The organism is Streptomyces panaciradicis (genome assembly GCF_023516615.1).
Taxonomy (GTDB): Bacteria; Actinomycetota; Actinomycetes; order Streptomycetales; family Streptomycetaceae; genus Streptomyces; species Streptomyces panaciradicis.
Genome location: NZ_JAMGBF010000001.1, coordinates 178,872 through 197,408, shown reverse-complemented (window position 1 = coordinate 197,408; position 18,537 = coordinate 178,872). Strand labels below are relative to the sequence as shown.

General features: G+C 71.0%; 14 protein-coding genes. 6 read left to right on the top strand and 8 right to left on the bottom strand.

All coding sequences use genetic code 11. The features are described 5' to 3' along the window. Positions 1 to 23: 23 nt before the first annotated feature. The 3 genes from M8J74_RS00960 (at position 24) to M8J74_RS00950 (ending at position 4,654) form a co-directional block, all read left to right on the top strand. Complete coding sequence (locus M8J74_RS00960; protein ID WP_249834551.1) at positions 24 to 1,433, top strand: class II fumarate hydratase; 1,410 nt, start codon at positions 24 to 26, stop codon at positions 1,431 to 1,433. A 73-nt stretch (positions 1,434 to 1,506) separates the two neighbouring features. Then, positions 1,507 to 2,202 carry a cytidylyl-2-hydroxypropylphosphonate hydrolase gene (fomD, locus tag M8J74_RS00955; RefSeq protein WP_249834550.1) on the top strand — a complete coding sequence of 232 codons (696 nt, stop codon included), beginning with the start codon at positions 1,507 to 1,509 and terminating at the stop codon, positions 2,200 to 2,202. Positions 2,203 to 2,557: 355 nt separating this feature from the next. Continuing rightward, positions 2,558 to 4,654 carry a SpoIIE family protein phosphatase gene (locus M8J74_RS00950; protein ID WP_249834549.1) on the top strand — a complete coding sequence of 699 codons (2,097 nt, stop codon included), beginning with the start codon at positions 2,558 to 2,560 and terminating at the stop codon, positions 4,652 to 4,654. A gap of 66 nt (positions 4,655 to 4,720) precedes the next feature. Here the strand turns inward: M8J74_RS00950 and M8J74_RS00945 are convergent, their stop codons facing one another. Beyond that, complete coding sequence (locus M8J74_RS00945; protein WP_249834548.1) at positions 4,721 to 7,144, bottom strand: transglycosylase domain-containing protein; 2,424 nt, start codon at positions 7,142 to 7,144, stop codon at positions 4,721 to 4,723. A 332-nt stretch (positions 7,145 to 7,476) separates the two neighbouring features. On the opposite strand from M8J74_RS00945, the gene M8J74_RS00940 reads away from it, so the two are divergent. From M8J74_RS00940 to M8J74_RS00930, 3 genes are read left to right on the top strand one after another with little or no spacing between them, the layout of a single operon-like run. Beyond that, a complete protein-coding gene (locus M8J74_RS00940; protein ID WP_058923483.1) occupies positions 7,477 to 8,001 on the top strand; it encodes a PadR family transcriptional regulator in 525 nt (174 codons plus the stop codon). After that, positions 7,998 to 8,684, top strand: a complete 687-nt coding sequence (locus M8J74_RS00935) for an ABC transporter ATP-binding protein (protein ID WP_058923484.1) — start codon at positions 7,998 to 8,000, stop codon at positions 8,682 to 8,684. Before M8J74_RS00940 ends, M8J74_RS00935 begins: the two co-directional genes overlap by 4 nt. Further along, on the top strand, positions 8,681 to 11,017 hold the full coding sequence (locus tag M8J74_RS00930) for an ABC transporter permease (protein WP_249834547.1): 2,337 nt from the start codon (positions 8,681 to 8,683) through the stop codon (positions 11,015 to 11,017). The genes M8J74_RS00935 and M8J74_RS00930 overlap by 4 nt, the downstream gene beginning before the upstream one ends. 52 nt (positions 11,018 to 11,069) lie before the next feature. Here the strand turns inward: M8J74_RS00930 and M8J74_RS00925 are convergent, their stop codons facing one another. The 7 genes from M8J74_RS00925 to M8J74_RS00895 all read right to left on the bottom strand — a co-directional run bounded on the left by M8J74_RS00925 (position 11,070) and on the right by M8J74_RS00895 (position 17,983). Next, positions 11,070 to 11,501: a hypothetical protein gene (locus tag M8J74_RS00925; protein ID WP_058923486.1), complete on the bottom strand. Its 432-nt coding sequence runs from the start codon at positions 11,499 to 11,501 to the stop codon at positions 11,070 to 11,072. Positions 11,502 to 11,505: 4 nt separating this feature from the next. Then, the gene (locus M8J74_RS00920; RefSeq protein ID WP_058923487.1) at positions 11,506 to 11,892 is read right to left on the bottom strand and encodes a roadblock/LC7 domain-containing protein; all 387 of its coding nucleotides are present in this window, start codon (positions 11,890 to 11,892) and stop codon (positions 11,506 to 11,508) included. A gap of 34 nt (positions 11,893 to 11,926) precedes the next feature. Beyond that, entirely contained in the window at positions 11,927 to 12,751 is an 825-nt protein-coding gene (locus M8J74_RS00915; protein WP_249834546.1) for a MarR family transcriptional regulator, read from the bottom strand. 206 nt (positions 12,752 to 12,957) lie between these two features. Further along, a complete protein-coding gene (locus M8J74_RS00910) occupies positions 12,958 to 14,349 on the bottom strand; it encodes an AI-2E family transporter (protein ID WP_249834545.1) in 1,392 nt (463 codons plus the stop codon). Positions 14,350 to 14,498: 149 nt separating this feature from the next. Next, positions 14,499 to 15,182, bottom strand: coding sequence for an aggregation-promoting factor C-terminal-like domain-containing protein (locus M8J74_RS00905; protein ID WP_249834544.1), 684 nt, complete (start codon positions 15,180 to 15,182; stop codon positions 14,499 to 14,501). 398 nt (positions 15,183 to 15,580) lie between these two features. Further along, positions 15,581 to 16,906, bottom strand: coding sequence for an RNA 5'-3' helicase PhoH2 (gene phoH2 / locus M8J74_RS00900; protein WP_058923491.1), 1,326 nt, complete (start codon positions 16,904 to 16,906; stop codon positions 15,581 to 15,583). A 303-nt stretch (positions 16,907 to 17,209) separates the two neighbouring features. Next, complete coding sequence (locus M8J74_RS00895) at positions 17,210 to 17,983, bottom strand: isoprenyl transferase (protein ID WP_058923492.1); 774 nt, start codon at positions 17,981 to 17,983, stop codon at positions 17,210 to 17,212. Positions 17,984 to 18,537: the final 554 nt, after the last annotated feature.

Genomic DNA, 18,537 nt, shown 5'->3' with positions numbered 1-18,537 from the left:
GTGAGACTTGGAGGTGATCGTCGATGACCGACGAGCAGGAACAGAGCGGGACCGGATTCCGGATCGAGCACGACTCCATGGGTGAGGTGCGCGTCCCGGCGGACGCCAAGTGGCGGGCGCAGACCCAGCGGGCGGTGGAGAACTTCCCCATCTCCGGCCAGCGCATCGAGCGCGCCCACATCGAGGCGCTCGCCCGCGTCAAGGGCGCGGCGGCGAAGGTGAACGGACGGCTCGGGGTGCTCGACAAGGACGTCGCGGAGGCGATCCAGGAGGCGGCCGAGGAGGTCGCCCGGGGCGAGTGGGACGAGCACTTCCCGATCGACGTCTTCCAGACCGGTTCCGGTACCTCCTCGAACATGAACACCAACGAGGTCATCGCCACGCTCGCGACCGAGCGGCTGGGCCGGGACGTCCACCCCAACGACCACGTCAACGCCTCGCAGTCGTCCAACGACGTCTTCCCCTCCTCCATCCACATCGCCGCCACCGCCGCCGTCACCCGCGACCTGATCCCGGCCCTGGAGCACCTGGCGGGCTCGCTGGAGCGCAAGGCCGAGGAGTTCGCGGACGTCGTGAAGTCGGGGCGCACGCACCTGATGGACGCAACCCCCGTCACCCTCGGCCAGGAGTTCGGCGGCTACGCGGCCCAGATCCGCTACGGCGTGGAGCGGCTGTACGCCTCCCTCCCCCGCCTCGCCGAGCTGCCCCTGGGCGGCACGGCCGTCGGCACCGGCATCAACACCCCACCCGGGTTCTCGGCGGCCGTCATCGAGGAGGTCGCCCGTGTCACCGGGCTGCCGCTGACCGAGGCCCGCGACCACTTCGAGGCGCAGGGCGCGCGGGACGGGATCGTGGAGACCAGCGGGCAGTTGCGGACGATCGCGGTCGGGCTGACGAAGATCGCCAACGATCTGCGCTGGATGTCCTCAGGTCCGCGCACCGGTCTCGCCGAGATCGCCCTGCCCGACCTCCAGCCCGGCTCGTCGATCATGCCGGGCAAGGTCAACCCGGTCATCCCGGAGGCGGTCCTCATGGTCGCCGCCCAGGTCATCGGCAACGACGCCACCGTCGCGACCGCCGGGGCGGCCGGCAACTTCGAGCTCAACGTCATGCTGCCGGTGATCGCCAAGAACGTCCTGGAGTCGATCCGGCTGCTCGCCAACGTCTCCCGGCTGCTCGCCGACCGCACCGTGGACGGCGTCACCGCGAACCGGGAGCGGGCCCGCGAGTACGCCGAGTCCTCGCCGTCGGTCGTCACCCCGCTCAACAAGTACATCGGGTACGAGGAGGCCGCCAAGGTCGCCAAGAAGGCGCTGGCCGAGCAGAAGACGATCCGCCAGGTCGTCCTGGAGAGCGGTTACGTGGAGCGCGGCGACCTGACGACCGAGCAGCTGGACCAGGCGCTGGATGTCCTGCGGATGACGCGCCCGTAACCGATCGCCGCACCCGGCGAGAACCGTGACGGGGACCGCAGCGTCGTATGCCCCGGGCACCTAATATCTGTGCATGGCAGAGGGCGGAGCGGTGAGAGCGGAAGCGGCAGCGGGCACGTCGGCGGGTTTCTGGGCGCCCGGGAGCCAGATCCTGTGGCGGTACCGGGAGAACGCCGGCGAGCGTTTCCACATCGCGCGCCCCGTCACCGTCGTCCGCGACGACGCCGACCTGCTCGCCGTGTGGCTGGCGCCCGGCACCGAGTGCGTCAAGCCGGTCCTGGCCGACGGCACGCCCGTGCACGTCGAGCCGCTGCGGACGCGCTACACCAAGCCGCGGACCGTGAGTCACGACCGCTGGTTCGGCACCGGCGTGCTGAAGCTGGCCCGGCCGGGCGAGCCCTGGTCGGTGTGGCTGTTCTGGGAGCCGGGCTGGCGGTTCAAGAACTGGTACGTGAACCTGGAGACGCCGCGTGCCCGGTGGCACGGCGGCGTGGACTCCGAGGACCACTTCCTCGACATCTCGGTCCACCCGGACCGCAGTTGGCACTGGCGCGACGAGGACGAGTTCGCGCAGGCCCGGCGGGACGGCCTGATGGACGAGCCGGCGGCCGAGCGGGTGCGGGAGGCGGGCGAGGCCGCGGTGGAGGTGATCCGCGCCTGGGGGCCGCCGTTCAGCGAGGGCTGGCAGCACTGGCGCCCGGATCCGTCCTGGGCTGTACCTTCTTTGCCGGAGGACTGGGACCGTACCCCCGCGCACGTGTCCACATGAGACCCTTGATGCGCCCCCGGTCCACAACCGTAGGATCGTCCTCCGCAACTTGATATCAAGGACCGGTGCACAGCACCGTCGTTGAGGGGTGGTGGCCGGGTGACGGGTGGGTGTGCACCAGCAACTCCCGGAGCATGCGCCGGGCTTGACCGAACGTCACCGAGGGGCGGCAGGACGTGAGCGAGGGGTACGAGGGCAACGCCGGCACGGACCGTCATCGGTTCGCCGGTGACACAGGAACAGCCTCTGACCACGCGGGAATTCCGTTCCGGGGACACGTATTCCGGGTATCGGGATTCCTGCGGGACCAACTGCGCGCACGACGCGCAGCCCCGGACGGACGGATTCGACACGCGTGACGGAGTACCCCATCTCCTTCGAGCGCCCCGGCGCCGACCCCGCGGACCCCCGCGGGGCGGTTCTGCACACCCCGACGCAGGTGCCGGACGCGCCCGCGGCCGCCTTACCCGCGCAGGCGCGCGCCGGAGAGACACCCTCGACACCGAGTACGGCCACACCGTGCGGCAAGGGAAAGGAGCCGGCCTCGTCTGCCGACACCACGGGCCCGGGCCCCGAGCACTCCCAGCCTTCCGCCGCGGAGCCCGACACGCACCGTCCGCGCCCCGTGCCCGAGTCCGTCCCGGACAGCCGTCAGGACCGGCCGCAGAGCGGCGGCCCTGAGCGCCGCAAGGGCCAGGGACTGGCGCCGGGCCGGCCCACACCCATGCGCCGGGACGGAGACCGGCTGCGCTTCGTCGGGGCCGCGACGCGCCGGATCGCCCGCGGCATCGACCTCGACGAGATCGTCATGGGGCTGTGCCGGGCGACCGTACCGACGTTCTCGGACGCGATCCTGGTCTATCTGCGCGACCCGCTGCCCGTCGGGGACGAGCGGCCCACCGGTCCGCTGGTGCTGCGGCTGCGCCGCACCGACCGCATCCCGGCCGAGCGGGACACCGAGGGCGCCGGCTTCTCGCCCGCGCTCCAGCCGGAGCCCGCCGAGCTCACCGAACTCGACTCGCTCGGCGCCGAGCTGTGCGAGGTGCGGCCGGGCAGCGCGCTCGCCGAGGTGCTGCGCGGGGTCCGCCCGGTCTTCACGGACGCGCCCGCGGCCCACGCCGCCCTGCCCGAACTGCTCGGGGAGGGCGGGGAGACGCTGGTGCCCGGCGGCCAGCGCGCGATCCTCGCCCCGCTGCGCGGCCGGCGCCGGGTGATCGGCGCCGCGCTGTTCCTGCGGCGGCCGGAGCGCCTGGCCTTCGAGGCCGACGACCTGCTGGTCGCCGCCCAGCTGGCCACGCACAGCGCGCTGGGCATCGACAAGGCGGTGCTGTACGGCCGGGAGGCGTACATCGCCGACGAACTGCAGCGCACCATGCTCCCCGAGCACCTGCCGCGGCCCACGGGCGTGCGGCTGGCCTCCCGCTACCTCCCGGCCGCGGAGACGGCGCGGGTCGGCGGCGACTGGTACGACGCGATCCCGCTGCCGGGCAGCCGGGTGGCGCTGGTGGTGGGCGACGTCATGGGGCACTCCATGACCTCGGCGGCCATCATGGGCCAGCTGCGCACGACGGCACAGACGCTCGCCGGCCTGGACCTGCCGCCGCAGGAGGTGCTGCACCACCTCGACGAGCAGGCGCAGCGGCTGGGCACCGACCGCATGGCGACCTGCCTCTACGCCGTCTACGACCCGGTCTCGCACCGCATCACCATCGCCAACGCGGGCCATCCGCCGCCGGTGCTGCTGCACCTGGGCGGGCGGGCCGAGGTGCTGCGGGTGCCGCCGGGCGCGCCGATCGGCGTCGGCGGGGTCGACTTCGAGGCCGTGGAGCTGGACGCGCCCGCCGGCGCGACCCTGCTGCTGTACACCGACGGTCTGGTGGAGTCCCGGCTGCGGGACGTGTGGACCGGGATAGAGCAGCTGCGGGAGAAGCTGGCCGCGACCGCGCAGCTGACGGGACCGGACCATCCGCCGCCGCTGGAGGCGCTGTGCGACGAGGTCCTGGACATGCTCGGGCCGGGCGACCGGGACGACGACATCGCGCTGCTCGCGGCCCGCTTCGACGGGATCGCGCCCAGTGACGTCGCGTACTGGTTCCTGGAACCGGAGGACGCGGCGCCCGGGCGGGCGCGGCGGCTCGCACGCCGGGCCCTGTCCCGGTGGGGCCTCGAGGAGCTCAGCGACTCCGTCGAGCTGCTGGTCAGCGAGGTCGTCACCAACGCGGTGCGGTACGCCTCGCGGCCGGTGACGCTGCGGCTGCTGCGCACCGACGTGCTGCGGTGCGAGGTGGGCGACGACGTGCCTCAGCTGCCCCGGCTCCGGCAGGCCCGGGCGACGGACGAGGGCGGACGCGGTCTGTACCTCGTCAACCGGCTGGCCCGGCGGTGGGGCGCGACCCGGCTGAGCACCGGCAAGGTCGTGTGGTTCGAGCTGAGCAAGACCCCGCAGCAGTAGTAGGCGGCCGGAAAACCGAACGCGAAGGGCGCCCGGCGAAGGCCGGGCGCCCTTTCGCTCCCGTCGCTACGGCTGGGCGTTGGGATTCAGCGGATTGTCGATGTTCCCGTTGCCGTTGGTCGGCGTCCCCGTGGGGGTCTGCGTCGGGGTCTGGGTGGGCGTCTGCGTCGGCGTCTGGGTCGGGGTCCGCGAGGGGGTCTGCGACGGCGACTGGGACGTCGGCGCCTGACTCGACGGGGTCTGCGACGGCGTCTGGGTCGGCGACTGCGAGACCGTCGGCGTGTACGTCGGCTGGACCGCCGCGCCCTGCTGGGTCTCCAGGTCGAACTTCAGGCCCGTCCGGGAGACGCCGAACATGTAGGCCGCCCAGATCTGCGCCGGGAAGCCGCCGCCGTTGACGCGCGGGTAGCCGCCCGCCTTGTACATCGAGACCTGGGCCCCGTTCTTCTTGGACTCGCCGAACAGGCCCACCGAGGTGACCAGGTCGGGCGTGTATCCGGTGAACCAGGCCGAGCGGTTCTCGTCGGAGGTACCGGTCTTGCCGGCGACCTTGCGGCCGTCGCGCTGGGCGTTGTCCCGGACCGAGGTCTTGGCCGTACCGTCGTCGACCACGCCGGTCAGCACGGAGGTCACCGAGTCGGCGGCCTCGCGGTCGATGACCTGCCCGCCGATCGGGTTCGGCAGCTCGACCGTGCGCTTGCTGTTCTCGACGGACTTGATGATGGACGGGGTGACCTTCTTGCCGTGGTTGTCGAGGGTCGCGTAGACGCCGGCCATCTGCAGCGGGCTGGCGCCCATCGTGCCGAGGGTCTGCGCGGGTACGGCCTTGAGGTCGGCGGTGTCCATGCCGAGCTGGCTCGCCACCTTGAGCACCTTGTCCATGCCCACGTCGACGCCCATCTGCGCGAAGACGGAGTTGACGGAGTAGTTCATCGCCGTCTGGACGGTGATGGGTCCGTAGTCGTGGTCGTCCTCGTTCTGCGGGGCGAAGCCGACCTTGACGCCCTTGTCCACGACCGGGCGCTTGCTGGTGCCGTCGTACATGGTGTTGGCGGTGATCGGCTTGCCGGTCTGGGTCTGGGCGGCCTCGTCGAAGGCGGCCGCGAGGATGACCGGCTTGAAGGTCGAGGCCGGCTGGTAGTCCACGCGGGTCGCGTTGTTGCGGTAGTGCTGGTAGTAGCTCTTGCCGCCGTACATGGCGACGACGGCGCCCGTCTTGGGGTTCACCGACACCGCGCCGGCCTGGACGTCGGCGTCCACCGAGCGCTTCTTCGGGTCGAGCTTGCTGGTCAGCTGGGACTTGGCGGCCTTCTCCAGCGCGACCTGCTTCTTCTTGTCGATGTTGAGCGTGATGGTCCAGCCGCCCGCGTCCACGAGATTCAGGGCGTCGTTGACGTTGTCGGCGCTGCCCTGCGCGACCAGCTGCTTGGCGAGCTGGTTGTTGGCCGCGTTCACCAGGTAGCCGGTCTGGCCGTCCATGCCGGGCGCGGCCTTGGGCGCCTTGGGGGTCGGGAACGTCATCTTGTCCCGCTCGGCCTTGTCCAGCCAGCCCTGTCCGACCATGTTGTCGAGGACGTAGTTCCAGCGGGCCTTCACCAGGCGCCGGCCGGTGTCGGAGGCGATCGCCCAGTCGTACTGGTTCGGCGCCTGGAGCAGGGCGGCGAGGTAGGCGCCCTGGCTGACCGAGAGCTTCTCGGCGTCGACGCGGTAGTAGGCCTGCGCGGCGGCCTGGATGCCGTAGGCGCCGCGGCCGTAGTAGCTGGTGTTGATGTAGCCGGCGAGGATGTAGTCCTTGGACTTCTCCCGGTCCAGCTTCAGCGAGATGACCAGTTCCTTCAGCTTGCGCGTGACGGTCTGGTTCTGCGTGAGGTAGTAGTTCTTGACGTACTGCTGGGTGATCGTCGAACCGCCCTGCGCGCCCTTGCCGGACAGGGTGTTGAGCAGACCGCGGGCGGTGCCCTTGAGGTCGATGCCGTTGTCCTTGTAGAACGTCTTGTTCTCGGCGGCGACGAAGGTCTTCTGGACGCCCTTGGGCACCTTGGACAGCGGCACGATCTCGCGGTTGCGCTTGCCGTCACGGGTGAGGAGCGAACCGTCGCTGTACTTGTAGACGTTGCTCTGCAGCGTCGCGTCGGCATTGCCCTCGGGGATGCCGATCATCATGTACAGCACGATGAAGGCGCCCATGCCGAGCAGGCAGACGCCGAGGAAGCCGCCGACGATCTTCTTCCAGGTGAAGAGCCGGCGTATGAAGCTCTTGCCGTCCTTGCCCTTGCCCGCACCGCTTCGGGCCGCCTTGCCCTGGGCGGCGCGCCGAGCCGCGGCGCGGCCGCCCTGGATCGGGCCGCCCTCGGCCGTGCCCGCCGACGCCGAGCCGGCCGGCGCCGTGCCGGCCGGGCGGGTGGGCGCCGCCGTACCGGACGAGCGCGTAGGGGGCGCCGCGCGGTGGCCACCGCGCTGTCGCGCTCTTCTCTCTTCCGCTCGTCCCATGAGTCCGTTCCGCTCCGCTTCGTTCAAGTGTGCTCATGTGTCACACAGGTTCGCCGCACAGGTCAGCTCAGAAAGCTAACACCGGGACATGTGCCGAAGGTCCGTCGTTCCCGCCTTTTGCGGACGTGACAATCAGCACCCGCCCCACCGGAACCGACGGATTCGAACGGCCGAGGGTTGCCCGACCTGGGGAAGCGATACCACCTCGACACCTGGGGCCCTTGTTGCAGAACCATGACAATCGGCCGCCACCTGGGCTCTCGCACAGCGCGCCATGATCTACACACCGTGCGTATACACGAGGCGTATACACCCCGTGTACAGTCCTTGGCATGTCCATCGGTCACACGCTTTTGGGACTCCTGGAGTCCGGGCCCCGCCACGGTTACGACCTCAAGCGGGCCTTCGACGAGAAGTTCGGTCACGACCGGCCGCTGCACTACGGCCAGGTCTACTCGACGATGTCCCGGCTGCTGAAGAACGGCCTGGTCGAGGTCGACGGCATCGAGCCGGGCGGCGGCCCCGAGCGCAAGCGGTACGCCATCACCGACGCCGGGATCACCGACGTCGAGCGGTGGCTCGCGACGCCGGAGGCGCCGGAGCCGTATCTGCAGTCGACGCTCTACACCAAGGTCGTCCTCGCGCTGCTCACGCACCGCGACGCGGCCGACATCCTCGACACCCAGCGCGCCGAGCACCTGCGCCTGATGCGGATCCTCACGGACCGCAAGCGCAGGGGCGATCTCGCCGACCAGCTCATCTGCGACCACGCCCTGTTCCACCTCGAGGCCGACCTGCGGTGGCTGGAACTCACCGCCGCGCGCCTCGACAAGCTCGCCGAGGCGGTGACCAAGTGACTCCCGACGGTTCCCTGCTGGTGGCCGACGACCTGCACAAGGCGTACGGCCCGACCGTCGCCCTCGACGGCGCCGGGTTCTCCATCCACCCGGGCGAGGTCGTCGCCGTCATGGGCCCCTCCGGGTCCGGCAAGTCGACGCTGCTGCACTGCCTCGCCGGGATCGTGACGCCCGACTCGGGGTCGATCCTCTACAACGGGCGCGAGATGGCGACCATGAACGACGCCGAGCGCAGCGCGCTGCGGCGCTCCGAGTTCGGGTTCGTCTTCCAGTTCGGCCAGCTCGTGCCCGAGCTGACCTGTGTCGAGAACGTCGCGCTGCCGCTGAGGCTCAACGGCACCTCCCGCAAGGAGGCCGAGCGTGCCGCGCTCACCTGGATGGAGCGGCTGGAGGTCGACGACCTCGGCAAGAAGCGGCCCGGCGAGGTCTCGGGCGGTCAGGGGCAGCGGGTCGCGGTGGCCCGGGCGCTGGTGACCGATCCCCGGGTGCTGTTCGCCGACGAGCCCACGGGCGCGCTCGACTCGCTCAACGGCGAGCGTGTGATGGAGCTGCTCACGGACGCGGCGCGGACCACCAACGCGGCCGTGGTGCTGGTCACGCACGAGGCGCGGGTGGCCGCGTACTCGGACCGCGAGATCGTCGTACGCGACGGCAAGTCCCGGGACATGGAGCGCGTCGTATGACCGTGCGGGGGTGGGCCAAGGACTTGGCCATGGGGGTGCGGTTCGCCTTCGCCGGCGGCCGCGAGGGCTGGGTACGGGCCCTGCTGACGGCCGTCGGCGTGGGGCTGGGCGTCGCCCTGCTGCTGCTGACGACCGCCATTCCCAGTGCGTTGTCCGCGCGTGACCGGCGCGGCAGCGACCGGGACGACTTCACGTACAGCGGGAAGGTGCTGTCCAAGGCCGACGACACGGTGATCGTCGCCCAGACCGACACCACCTTCCGCAGCGACGACGTCCGCGGCCGGCTGCTGCAGCCCGAGGGCGACAAGGCGCCGCTGCCGCCCGGCGTGGGGACGTTCCCCGCGAAGGGCGAGATGGTGGTCTCGCCCGCGCTGAAGAAGCTGCTGGAGTCCGGCTCGGGCAAGCTGCTGCGCGAGCGCCTGCCGTACCGGATCAGCGGCACGATCGGGCACGCCGGGCTGATCGGGCCCGCCGAGCTCGCCTACTACGCGGGCGCCACCGGCCTGGAGCACCAGCTGTCCAGCGGGTACGTCGAGCGCCTCGACTACTTCGGGCCGTCCCCGAATCACCAGCAGGACGGCCTGGACCCGGTCCTGATCCTGCTCATCATGATCATCTTCGTGGTGCTGCTGCTGCCGGTGGGCGTGTTCATCGCGGCGGCCGTGCGCTTCGGCGGCGAGCGCCGGGACCGGCGGCTCGCGGCCCTGCGGCTGGTCGGCGCGGACGGCCGGATGGCCCGCCGGATCGCGGGCGGCGAGGCCCTCGCCGGGGCGCTGCTGGGGCTCGTCCTGGGCAGTGTGTTCTTCCTGATCGGGCGGCAGTCGGCCGGTCTGCTGGTGGTGCGGGACATCAGCGTCTTCCCCAGCGACCTCAACCCCTCGCCCGCGCTCGTCGCGCTGGTCGCCGTCGCCGTACCGGCCGCGGCCGTCCTGGTGACGCTGTTCGCGCTGCGCGGGGTCGTCATCGAACCGCTGGGTGTGGTCCGTACGGCGAAGCCGCCGCGCCGCCGGCTGTGGTGGCGGCTGCTGCTGCCGCTGGGCGGCCTGGCCCTGCTGTACCCGATGGTCGGCAAGGGCAACGCCGACGGGAACTTCAACGAGTGGATGGTGATCAGCGGCACCGTGCTGCTGCTGGTCGGCGTCACCGCGCTGCTGCCGTGGCTCGTCGAGGCCGTGGTGGCCCGGCTGGACCCCGGCGCCGTCTCCTGGCAACTGGCCGTGCGCCGCCTGCAGTTGAGCAGCGGCTCGGCGGCCCGCATGGTCAACGGCATCGCCGTCGCGGTGGCCGGGGCGATCGCGCTGCAGATGCTGTTCGCCGGCGTCGAGCACGACTACGTCAAGTCCACCCGGGCCGATCTGAACCGGGCCCAGATGGAGGTCTCCCTGCGCGGTGACATCCCGCTGTCCGAGGCCGGCCGGCGGCTGGCCGGGACCGAGGGCGTGCGTCACGCGTCGGCGCTGGCGCTGGGCTCGGCCGAGGACAAGCCGAAGAACCCGGACAACTCGGTGGAGGTGGCCGTCGGCTCCTGCAAGGAGCTCGGCCAGGTGGCGCGGCTGTCCTCGTGCCGGGACGGCGACATCTTCCGGATCGTCGGCGCCCACTACGACGAGACGTCGCCGAAGCTGCTCCGGGCGGGCAGGACCCTTTACTTCGACCGGGACTACGGCGCGTCGGGCAGCCACCCGGTCCCCTGGAAGGTGCCGGCGGCCGGCCTGAAGACGGCGGGGCCGCGACCGGACCCGACCGGCTACGAGCGCGGCGGTCTGCTCGTCACGCCCAAGGCGCTGCCCGCGGCCGCCACGGCCGGCTTCACGCGGAAGGTGTACGTCTCGCTGGACCCGTCGGTGTCCGACGCCCGGGAGTACGCGCGCAACGCCGCCGCGGCCATGGACCCGCTGGCGGATGTGTACGCGCTGACCTCGGGCAAGGTGAACCTGCAGTTCCGCTCCATCCGGACGGGCCTGTTCGTCGGGGCCACCTGCGTTCTGGTGCTGATCGGGGCGAGCCTGCTGGTCTCCCAGCTGGAGCAGTTGCGGGAGCGCAAGAAGCTGCTGTCGGCGCTGGTCGCCTTCGGCACCCAGCGCCGCACGCTGAGCCTGTCGGTGCTGTGGCAGACGGCGATCCCGATCGCGCTGGGGCTGCTGCTGGCGTCGGCCGTCGGGCTGACGCTGGGCGCGGTGCTGCTGCGGATGACCGGCGAGACCGTGCGGGTGGACTGGGCGAGCGTGCTGTCCATGACGGGCATCGGCGCCGCGGTGGTCCTCGTCGTGACGGTGCTCAGCCTGCCGCCGCTGCTGCGGCTGATGCGCCCGGACGGGCTGCGCACCGAGTAGCGGGGCGCGCACCGTCGGCCCCTCCCCCGCGCCGGGGAGGGGCCCGGCCCGTTCACAGGCTGTGCTGCCCCACCACCCGTCGCACCTGAGCGAACAGCATGCCGACGTTGACGGACTTGCGGCACACGACGACCGCCACGACGTCCTGCTGCTGGCTCATCCTCACGAACAGGTGGGTGACGTTGTCACTGTTGACGAGGACCTCCTGGAAGAAGTGGCTCTCGTCGCCGCTCTGCCCCCGGCGTTCCTTCCACAGGTCCTCGATCATCAGGACGGTACGGCCCTGGAACAGGTCGAGCGTCGCGCCCGCCAGCAGGTCCAGGACCTCCGGAGGGTGATTGTCGACCGTCTCGTACGCCAGCAGCATGCCGGTGGCCATGTCGACGACACCCGACGCGACACAGTCGGGGGCCTCGGTGCGCAGGGATTTGACCAGGCTCATCACCTGGTCCGAGAAACCGGCGTTCATACGCTTCGTCGCCATCCTTTCAGACTCCTTCTGCTGTCCTGCTCATGAGGATCGAACCGATCCGGTCCAGGGCGGGCTGGGTCGCCAGGTGGAGCCGGTCGACGTCCATGCCCTCGTCACCGAGGACGATCATGAGAGCCGTGTCGCCCACCGCGTAGAAGGCCGCGCAGCCGTGGCTTCCGTACGTCACGGTCTGGCGCAGGGCGCCGCGGGCGGTCGCCTGGGCGGTACGGCGGGCCAGGCCCAGGCCGGCCGCGGCGAGCGCGGCGAGGCCTTCCGGGTCGATCGAGTCGGCGGTGTCGGCCGCGATGAGCAGGCCGTCGGCCGCCGCGACCGCGGTGTCGGTGATGCCGGTCACCTGCTCCCGCAGACCGCGCATCTCGAGCGCCAGGGCTTCGTGATCCATGTATTCAACTCCCGTGTGTTTCCTGGGTATCTGTTCATCTCGTGGTGCCGTTGCGAAGCCGGAAGAAGCCGCCCGGCCTGCGGCGGGGCAGGTCCGCCGGGCCGGGCGGTTCGGGCGGGGGCGGTGCGGGGAGCGGAGGCGTGCGGTGCCGTACGCCCTCGGGCGGGGTGCGCACCGGAATGGGAGCGGGCCTCGGGGGGCAGGTCAGCAGTCCCTCGGCGAGCATGCGGGCGAGTTCGACGGTGACGGTGTAGACACCGCGTCCGGTGCGGAAGGCGAGGTCGCGGGCGGTACGGCGGCCGTCGGCGTGGGCGATGACGTCCCGCCGCAGCTCGGTGAGCGGGCCCTCGAACCCCAGGACGGGCAGCGGCCGTTCACGGTCCGGGTGGACGGGGTACGGCAGGGTGGCCAGGGCGGCGAGCTTGCGGCTCGCCTCCTCCAGCAGCCGGACGGAGGACTCGCCGACCGGCACCGGGGCGGGCGGTTCCAGACCGGCGGGGCCGCTCTCGCAGCCGTCGATCCGGCCGGCGATGACCGCGAACACCGCGTCCTGCAGCGCCATCGCGCACACCACCCGCAGCTGGGCGGCGCCCGTGTAGCCGTGCGCGATCAGCCCGGTGACCGGCCAGCGCTTGCCGCCGGCCTCGCGGACCAGCGCCGCCCACTGCTCGCCGGTCACCCGTCCGGAGCGCAGCAGCAGTGCCTCGGGCCCCGGGGCGCCGGGGGTCTCGACGGCGATGACGAGTCCGTTGCGCAGATGGAAGGTCCCGCCGGGCACCCCGGACACCCGCAGCTCTCCGGTCAGCCCCTCGCGCCCGCACGCGGCCAGGGACCGCGCCAGCAGGTCGTAGCCCGACATCACGCTCCTCGCCCGCCGCAGCCTTCTCGCACATACGCCTGACGCGTAGCGCTGAGGGGGGAAGATTTATCAGCCGGAGCGCATATTCCGGACGGAGATTTCCGACCTGTCGCTCGATGGCGGAAGTTGGGCCGAGGGGTCGCGCAATTGGCTCTGTTCGGCGCTCATTTGACCGAACGGGAAGGGAATTTCGAGCGGGTCGGCGGTCAGGCTCCGGTCTTGTCGTGAGCGCCGGTGGGGGCCGCGCCCCCGGTCCCCGCTTCGGCCCCGACGGTCTCGTCCTCCATCGCCGGAGGGGCCGGGGGCCCGGCGGCGTCCTCCGGTTCCGTGTCGTCGGTCTGCCCCGCCGAGTAGGCCCGCAGATAGCCGACCACGGTGTTCGTCACCGCCACCAGCGGTACGGCCACCACGGCGCCGCCGATGCCCGCCACCATGCCGCCCGCAGCGACGGTGAGGACCACCGCGAGAGGGTGGACGCGCACCGCGCGGCCGAGGATGAAGGGCTGCAGGATGTGGCCCTCGATCTGCTGCACGGCGAGGACCACGGCCAGGGTCATCACCGCGGTGAAGACGCCCTGGGTGACCAGGGCGACGACCACCGCCAGCGCGCCGGAGGCCACCGCGCCGACCAGGGGGATGAAGGAGAACAGGAAGATGAAGACGGCCAGCGGGACGGCCATGGGCACGTCGAGGAAGTAGATGCCGAGGCCGATGAAGACGGCGTCGATGAGGGCCACGAGGACCGTGCCGCGGACGTAGGCGGTCAGGGTGCGCCAGGCCCGCGGGCCCGCGCCGGCGACGCCCGGGCGGGCGGCGGCGGGGACCAGCTTCAGGAACCACTCCCAGATGCGGCGGCCGTCGTAGAGCAGGAAGAGGGTGGAGAAGAACGTCAGCAGGATGCCGGTGAGGGCCTCGACGACGACCTGGACGCCTTCCAGGCCCGCCGAGGTGATCTGGTCGGTGTTGGCGCCGACCGCGTCCCTGAGGTTCTTGGCGATCTGGTTGATCTGCTTCTCGGTGACGTGGAAGGGGCTCTTCAGCAGCCAGTTGCGCAGGTCGTCGATGCCGTTCTGGATCTGGTCGGAGAGCGTGTCGATGTTCTCCATGACCTGCCAGGTCACGAACCAGCCCAGGAGCCCTATGACGATGAAGCCGAGGATCGCGGTGAGGGCGGTGGCGGGGCCGCGCGGGACGCCGTAGCCCTTCAGGCGGGCCACGGTCGGCTGCAGCAGCGCGGTGATGAGCAGGGCCACGACGAACGCGAAGACGACGAGCTGTACGGCGCTGATGACCCGCATCAGCACCCAGACGGTGCCCGCGAGCACCAGCAGCCGCCAGCCGGCCTCGGCGGCGACGCGCACGCCCCAGGGCACGGCCTGGGCGGGGTCGGGGCGGACCGGGACGACGACGGCGGTCTGCTGCACCTCGTCGTCCACGGGCTCCGTCGCGAGCACCGCCGGGCGCACCGGCCGCGGGCGGTGCGGCGGCCCGATCTCGGACTCCTCCCGCTCCACCTCCGCGCGGCGCTCGTCCAACCGCTCGCCGACCTCCGTCAGCCCGGCGCCGATCCGGCCGAGCCACCCTGGCACTCGCGACATGATCCGTCCTCTTCCCCCGCGTACCCGGGTGCTGGCCACCACTCCCCCCTGGAGTCGTTCGCGTTCGACCGTACAGGGCGAAAGCCCCTCCCCCTAGGACGGGGAGGGGCTGCGCGGGGTTGAGAGGTGAGGCGGTGAACCTCGCCGGCTCAGTACCAGTGGTTGGCGACCCAGAAGGACTGCGCCTCGCACGGGCTGCCGTAGCGGCTGTTCATGTAGTTCAGGCCCCACTTGATCTGGGTGGCCGGGTTGGTCTGCCAGTCGGAGCCCGCCGTGGAGTACTTCGAGGCGGGCAGCGCCTGGAAGAGGCCGTAGGCGCCGGAGGAGGCGTTGACCGCGTGGTAGTTCCAGCTGGACTCGTGGTCCACGATGTAGCTGAAGCACTGGAACTGGTTGCCCGGGACCATCTGCCGGGCCATCGCCTGGATCTCGGCGACCGTGTACGAGCTCTGGACCGGGAAGTCGGCGCTGCTGCGGCTGGCGGTCTGCTTGACCTCGGCGCGCTGCTTGGCTTCCTTGGCTGCCTTCTCCGCCGCTGCCTTCTTGGCGATGGCGGTGTCGGCGGCGGCCTTGCGGGCGGCTGCCTCGGCGTCCTTCTTGGCGCTCGCGTCGGCCTGGATGGCCTGCGCGTCGGCCTGCTGCGTCAGGGACGCGGTCTGCACCTGGGCCTGCTGGCCCGTGGGTATGTCCGCGAGCAGCGTGGTGTCGGCGGCCGTCGGCTCGGCGTCGTTGTTCTGCGCGACGCTGCCCGAGGCAACTCCGACGACGCTTCCGACAGCGGTGACCGCGGTGGCCGAGGCCACTGCGAATCCCCGGACCGAAATCCGGCTCACACGGTTTCCTTCCAGCATCGCCCGCTTCGGTGACCCTGGCGGACGCAATCGTGCCCCTGACGCTGGCCTCCCACCTACGGGGTCACGGGAGACACGGGCCCGGTGGGCAACTCCCGCTCGGGGAGCGCCGCTTGGTGCTCGGGCGGCATACGACGACGCTATGGAGTTGGCGTGGTGCTCATGTGGTGCCATACCGCTGGGGGTACAGGTGTGTCGTATGCGGGGCCTGACAGGAGTGAGACTCTGCCGTACGGGGACGCCGGGTGGCAATTCTGAGTTGCGTGTGAAAGCTCACATGCTGTTTACCCCAGGGGATTTCACGGAACAGCACCACGCGAAGGCGCCGCCCCGCTAGGCTCTCAGCCTTTGCGGGACGGCGCCAACTGGTGTCGAATCGGTCAGATTTGGCCGTCCTCCAGCATTTCGGTCACTAGTGCCGCGATCTGGGACCGCTCGGACCTCGTCAGGGTCACGTGCGCGAAGAGCGGATGCCCCTTCAGCTTCTCCACGACGGCGACGACGCCGTCGTAGCGCCCGACGCGCAGATTGTCCCGCTGTGCCACGTCATGGGTGAGAACCACCCGTGAATTGGCGCCGATTCGGGACAGAACGGTCAGCAGGACGTTCCGTTCCAGCGACTGCGCCTCGTCCACGATCACGAACGCGTCGTGCAGCGAGCGTCCGCGGATGTGGGTGAGCGGCAGGACCTCCAGCATCCCGCGGGAGGTGACCTCCTCGATGACCTCGCGGCTGGTGACCGCGGACAGGGTGTCGAAGACCGCCTGCGCCCAGGGGCTCATCTTCTCGGCCTCGGAGCCCGGCAGATAGCCGAGTTCCTGCCCGCCCACCGCGTACAGCGGACGGAAGACCATCACCTTCTGGTGCTGGCGGCGCTCCAGGACCGCTTCGAGGCCCGCGCACAGCGCGAGCGCCGACTTGCCGGTGCCGGCCCGGCCGCCCATGGACACGATCCCGACGTCCGGGTCGAGGAGCAGGTCGAGCGCGATCCGCTGCTCGGCGCTGCGGCCCTTGATGCCGAACGCCTCCCGGTCGCCGCGCACCAGGCGGACGTTGCCCTCGGCCGTGACCCTGCCGAGCGCCTTGCCGCGCTCGGAGTGGATGGTCAGACCGGTGTGCACGGGCAGGTCGGACGCCTCGGGGACGTAGACGTGCCCTTCCTCGAAGAGGGTGTCCACCTGCTCGGCCGGCAGGGTCAGGTCGGACATTCCGGTCCAGCCGGAGGAGTCCGTGATGGCGAGTTCGGCGCGGTACTCCTCGGCGAGGAGACCGACGGAGGACGCCTTGATCCTGAGCGGCAGGTCCTTCGACACGACGGTGACGTCGAACCCCTCGGCCTGCAGGTTGCGGGCCACCGCGAGGATGCGGGAGTCGTTGTCCCCCAGGCGGTAGCCGGTCGGCAGAACGCTGGGGTCCGAGTGGTTGAGCTCGACACGGACGGTCCCGCCGAGTTCCCCGATCGGGATGGGGGCGTCGAGGCGGCCGTACTTCACCCGGTAGTCGTCGAGCAGGCGCAGGGCCTGCCGGGCGAAGTAGCCGAGTTCGGGATGGTGCCGCTTCGCCTCCAGCTCCGTGACCACCACGATGGGGAGCACGACCTCGTGCTCCTCGAAGCGGGTCAGGGCGTTCGGGTCGGCCAGCAGGACGCTGGTGTCGAGAACATAGGTGCGCCGGTCTGGCTTGTGGCGCTTTGTGCTGGTCACCACGGAAGGACGTACCCCCTCGGATGAGGTCGGGGAGCGACGGAGTGGAGCTGGACCGGTCGACGGCCGCGATGCACGGGCCGAGAACCGGCCCTCCGCCTTGTCTTCCGTGCTGGAACCGCACGGTCGGGCTGGTGCAAAGGGCCTCCCGGGCGGACGGCCCCGTGCCGTCCGCTGAGATCCGACACCCGTGGTTCGGGCATCGACCTGACTGGCTTATGCCCTCGAACACGCGCCACCATGCCGACCGTCACGACGGCGCCCCGGTGAACTCCTCGTTACTTCCGCCCCGATGTGGGTAGGCGGTCAGCCTCCGTAGCGCCGGTGTCGCGCCGCGTAGTCGCGCAGGGCCCGCAGGAAGTCGACCTTGCGGAAGGCCGGCCAGAAGACCTCGCAGAAGTAGTACTCGGAGTGCGCGGTCTGCCACAGCATGAAGCCGGACAGCCGCTGCTCGCCGCTGGTGCGGATGACGAGGTCGGGGTCGGGCTGGGCGCCGGTGTAGAGGTGGCGGCCGATCATGTCGATGTCGACGGCCTCGGCGAGCTCCTCCAGCGCGGTGCCCTTCTCGTGGGCGTCGAGGAGCATCGAGCGCACGGCGTCCGCGATCTCCTGGCGGCCGCCGTAGCCGATGGCCACGTTGACGAGTATCCCGTCGACGTGGGCCGTCGTCTCCTCGGCCTCCTTGAGCGTCGTCTGCATGTTCGACGGCAGCAGGTCGGGGGTGCCCACGTGGTGCACGCGCCAGCGGCCGTCGGCGGCGAGGGTGCGCACGACGTCCTCGATGATGCCGAGCAGCGGGCCGAGTTCCTCCTGCGGGCGGTCGAAGTTGTCCGTCGACAGCAGCCACAGGGTGACGACCTCGACGTCCGTCTCGCTGCACCAGCCGAGGAACTCCTCGATCTTCTCCGCGCCGGCGCGGTGGCCGTGCACGGTGGTGGAGCCCGAGGCCTTCGCCCAGCGCCGGTTGCCGTCCATGATGACGCCGATGTGCTTGGGCACCTGAGCGTGGTCCAGGTGGCCTTCCACCCGGCGCGCGTACAGCCTGACCAGCAGGCCGCGCAGCTTGTCGCGCAGGTTCACGTGATTGTCAGCCCCTCAGATGCGATCGGACGGCGCGCGGCCCGTGCGTGCGGCGGGCGCTCCCTGTCCACATGGCGGTCCCCGGCGGCGAAAAGCCTACCCCCGCCGCACCGTCACTCTCCCAAGGGTGGCGGGGGAACACAAAAAACGGGCCGGTCCGTGGGGGGGAGACGGACCGGCCCGAGGGGGGGTTTCCACCATAACCCTTCGTAAGTGATGCTGCGTGCATCGGCGTGCCACAACTACTCTCCGGAATCGAACGGCGACGCGGCGGTGGTCGTGAAGGGCCGTTCCGGGAGGTTCCCCATGGCCGAAACACAGCCGGTGTACAGGCATTTCACGGCGTGGACGGCGAGATGCGGGAGGTTCGGCGGGCCGGTGCGGCCGTTCGGCGAAATCTCACTGGGGTCGCCCGGGCGGGTGACGCGGGCCGCGAACCTCTTCTTGACGGCGGTGCGGGCCGTGACCAGGTGGAAAAGGGCACCGCGCAGCCCCCTCCACTGCGCGGTGCCGCCCGCGCAGCTTTGCTGACGCGAATTACCTTGGTCTGAACT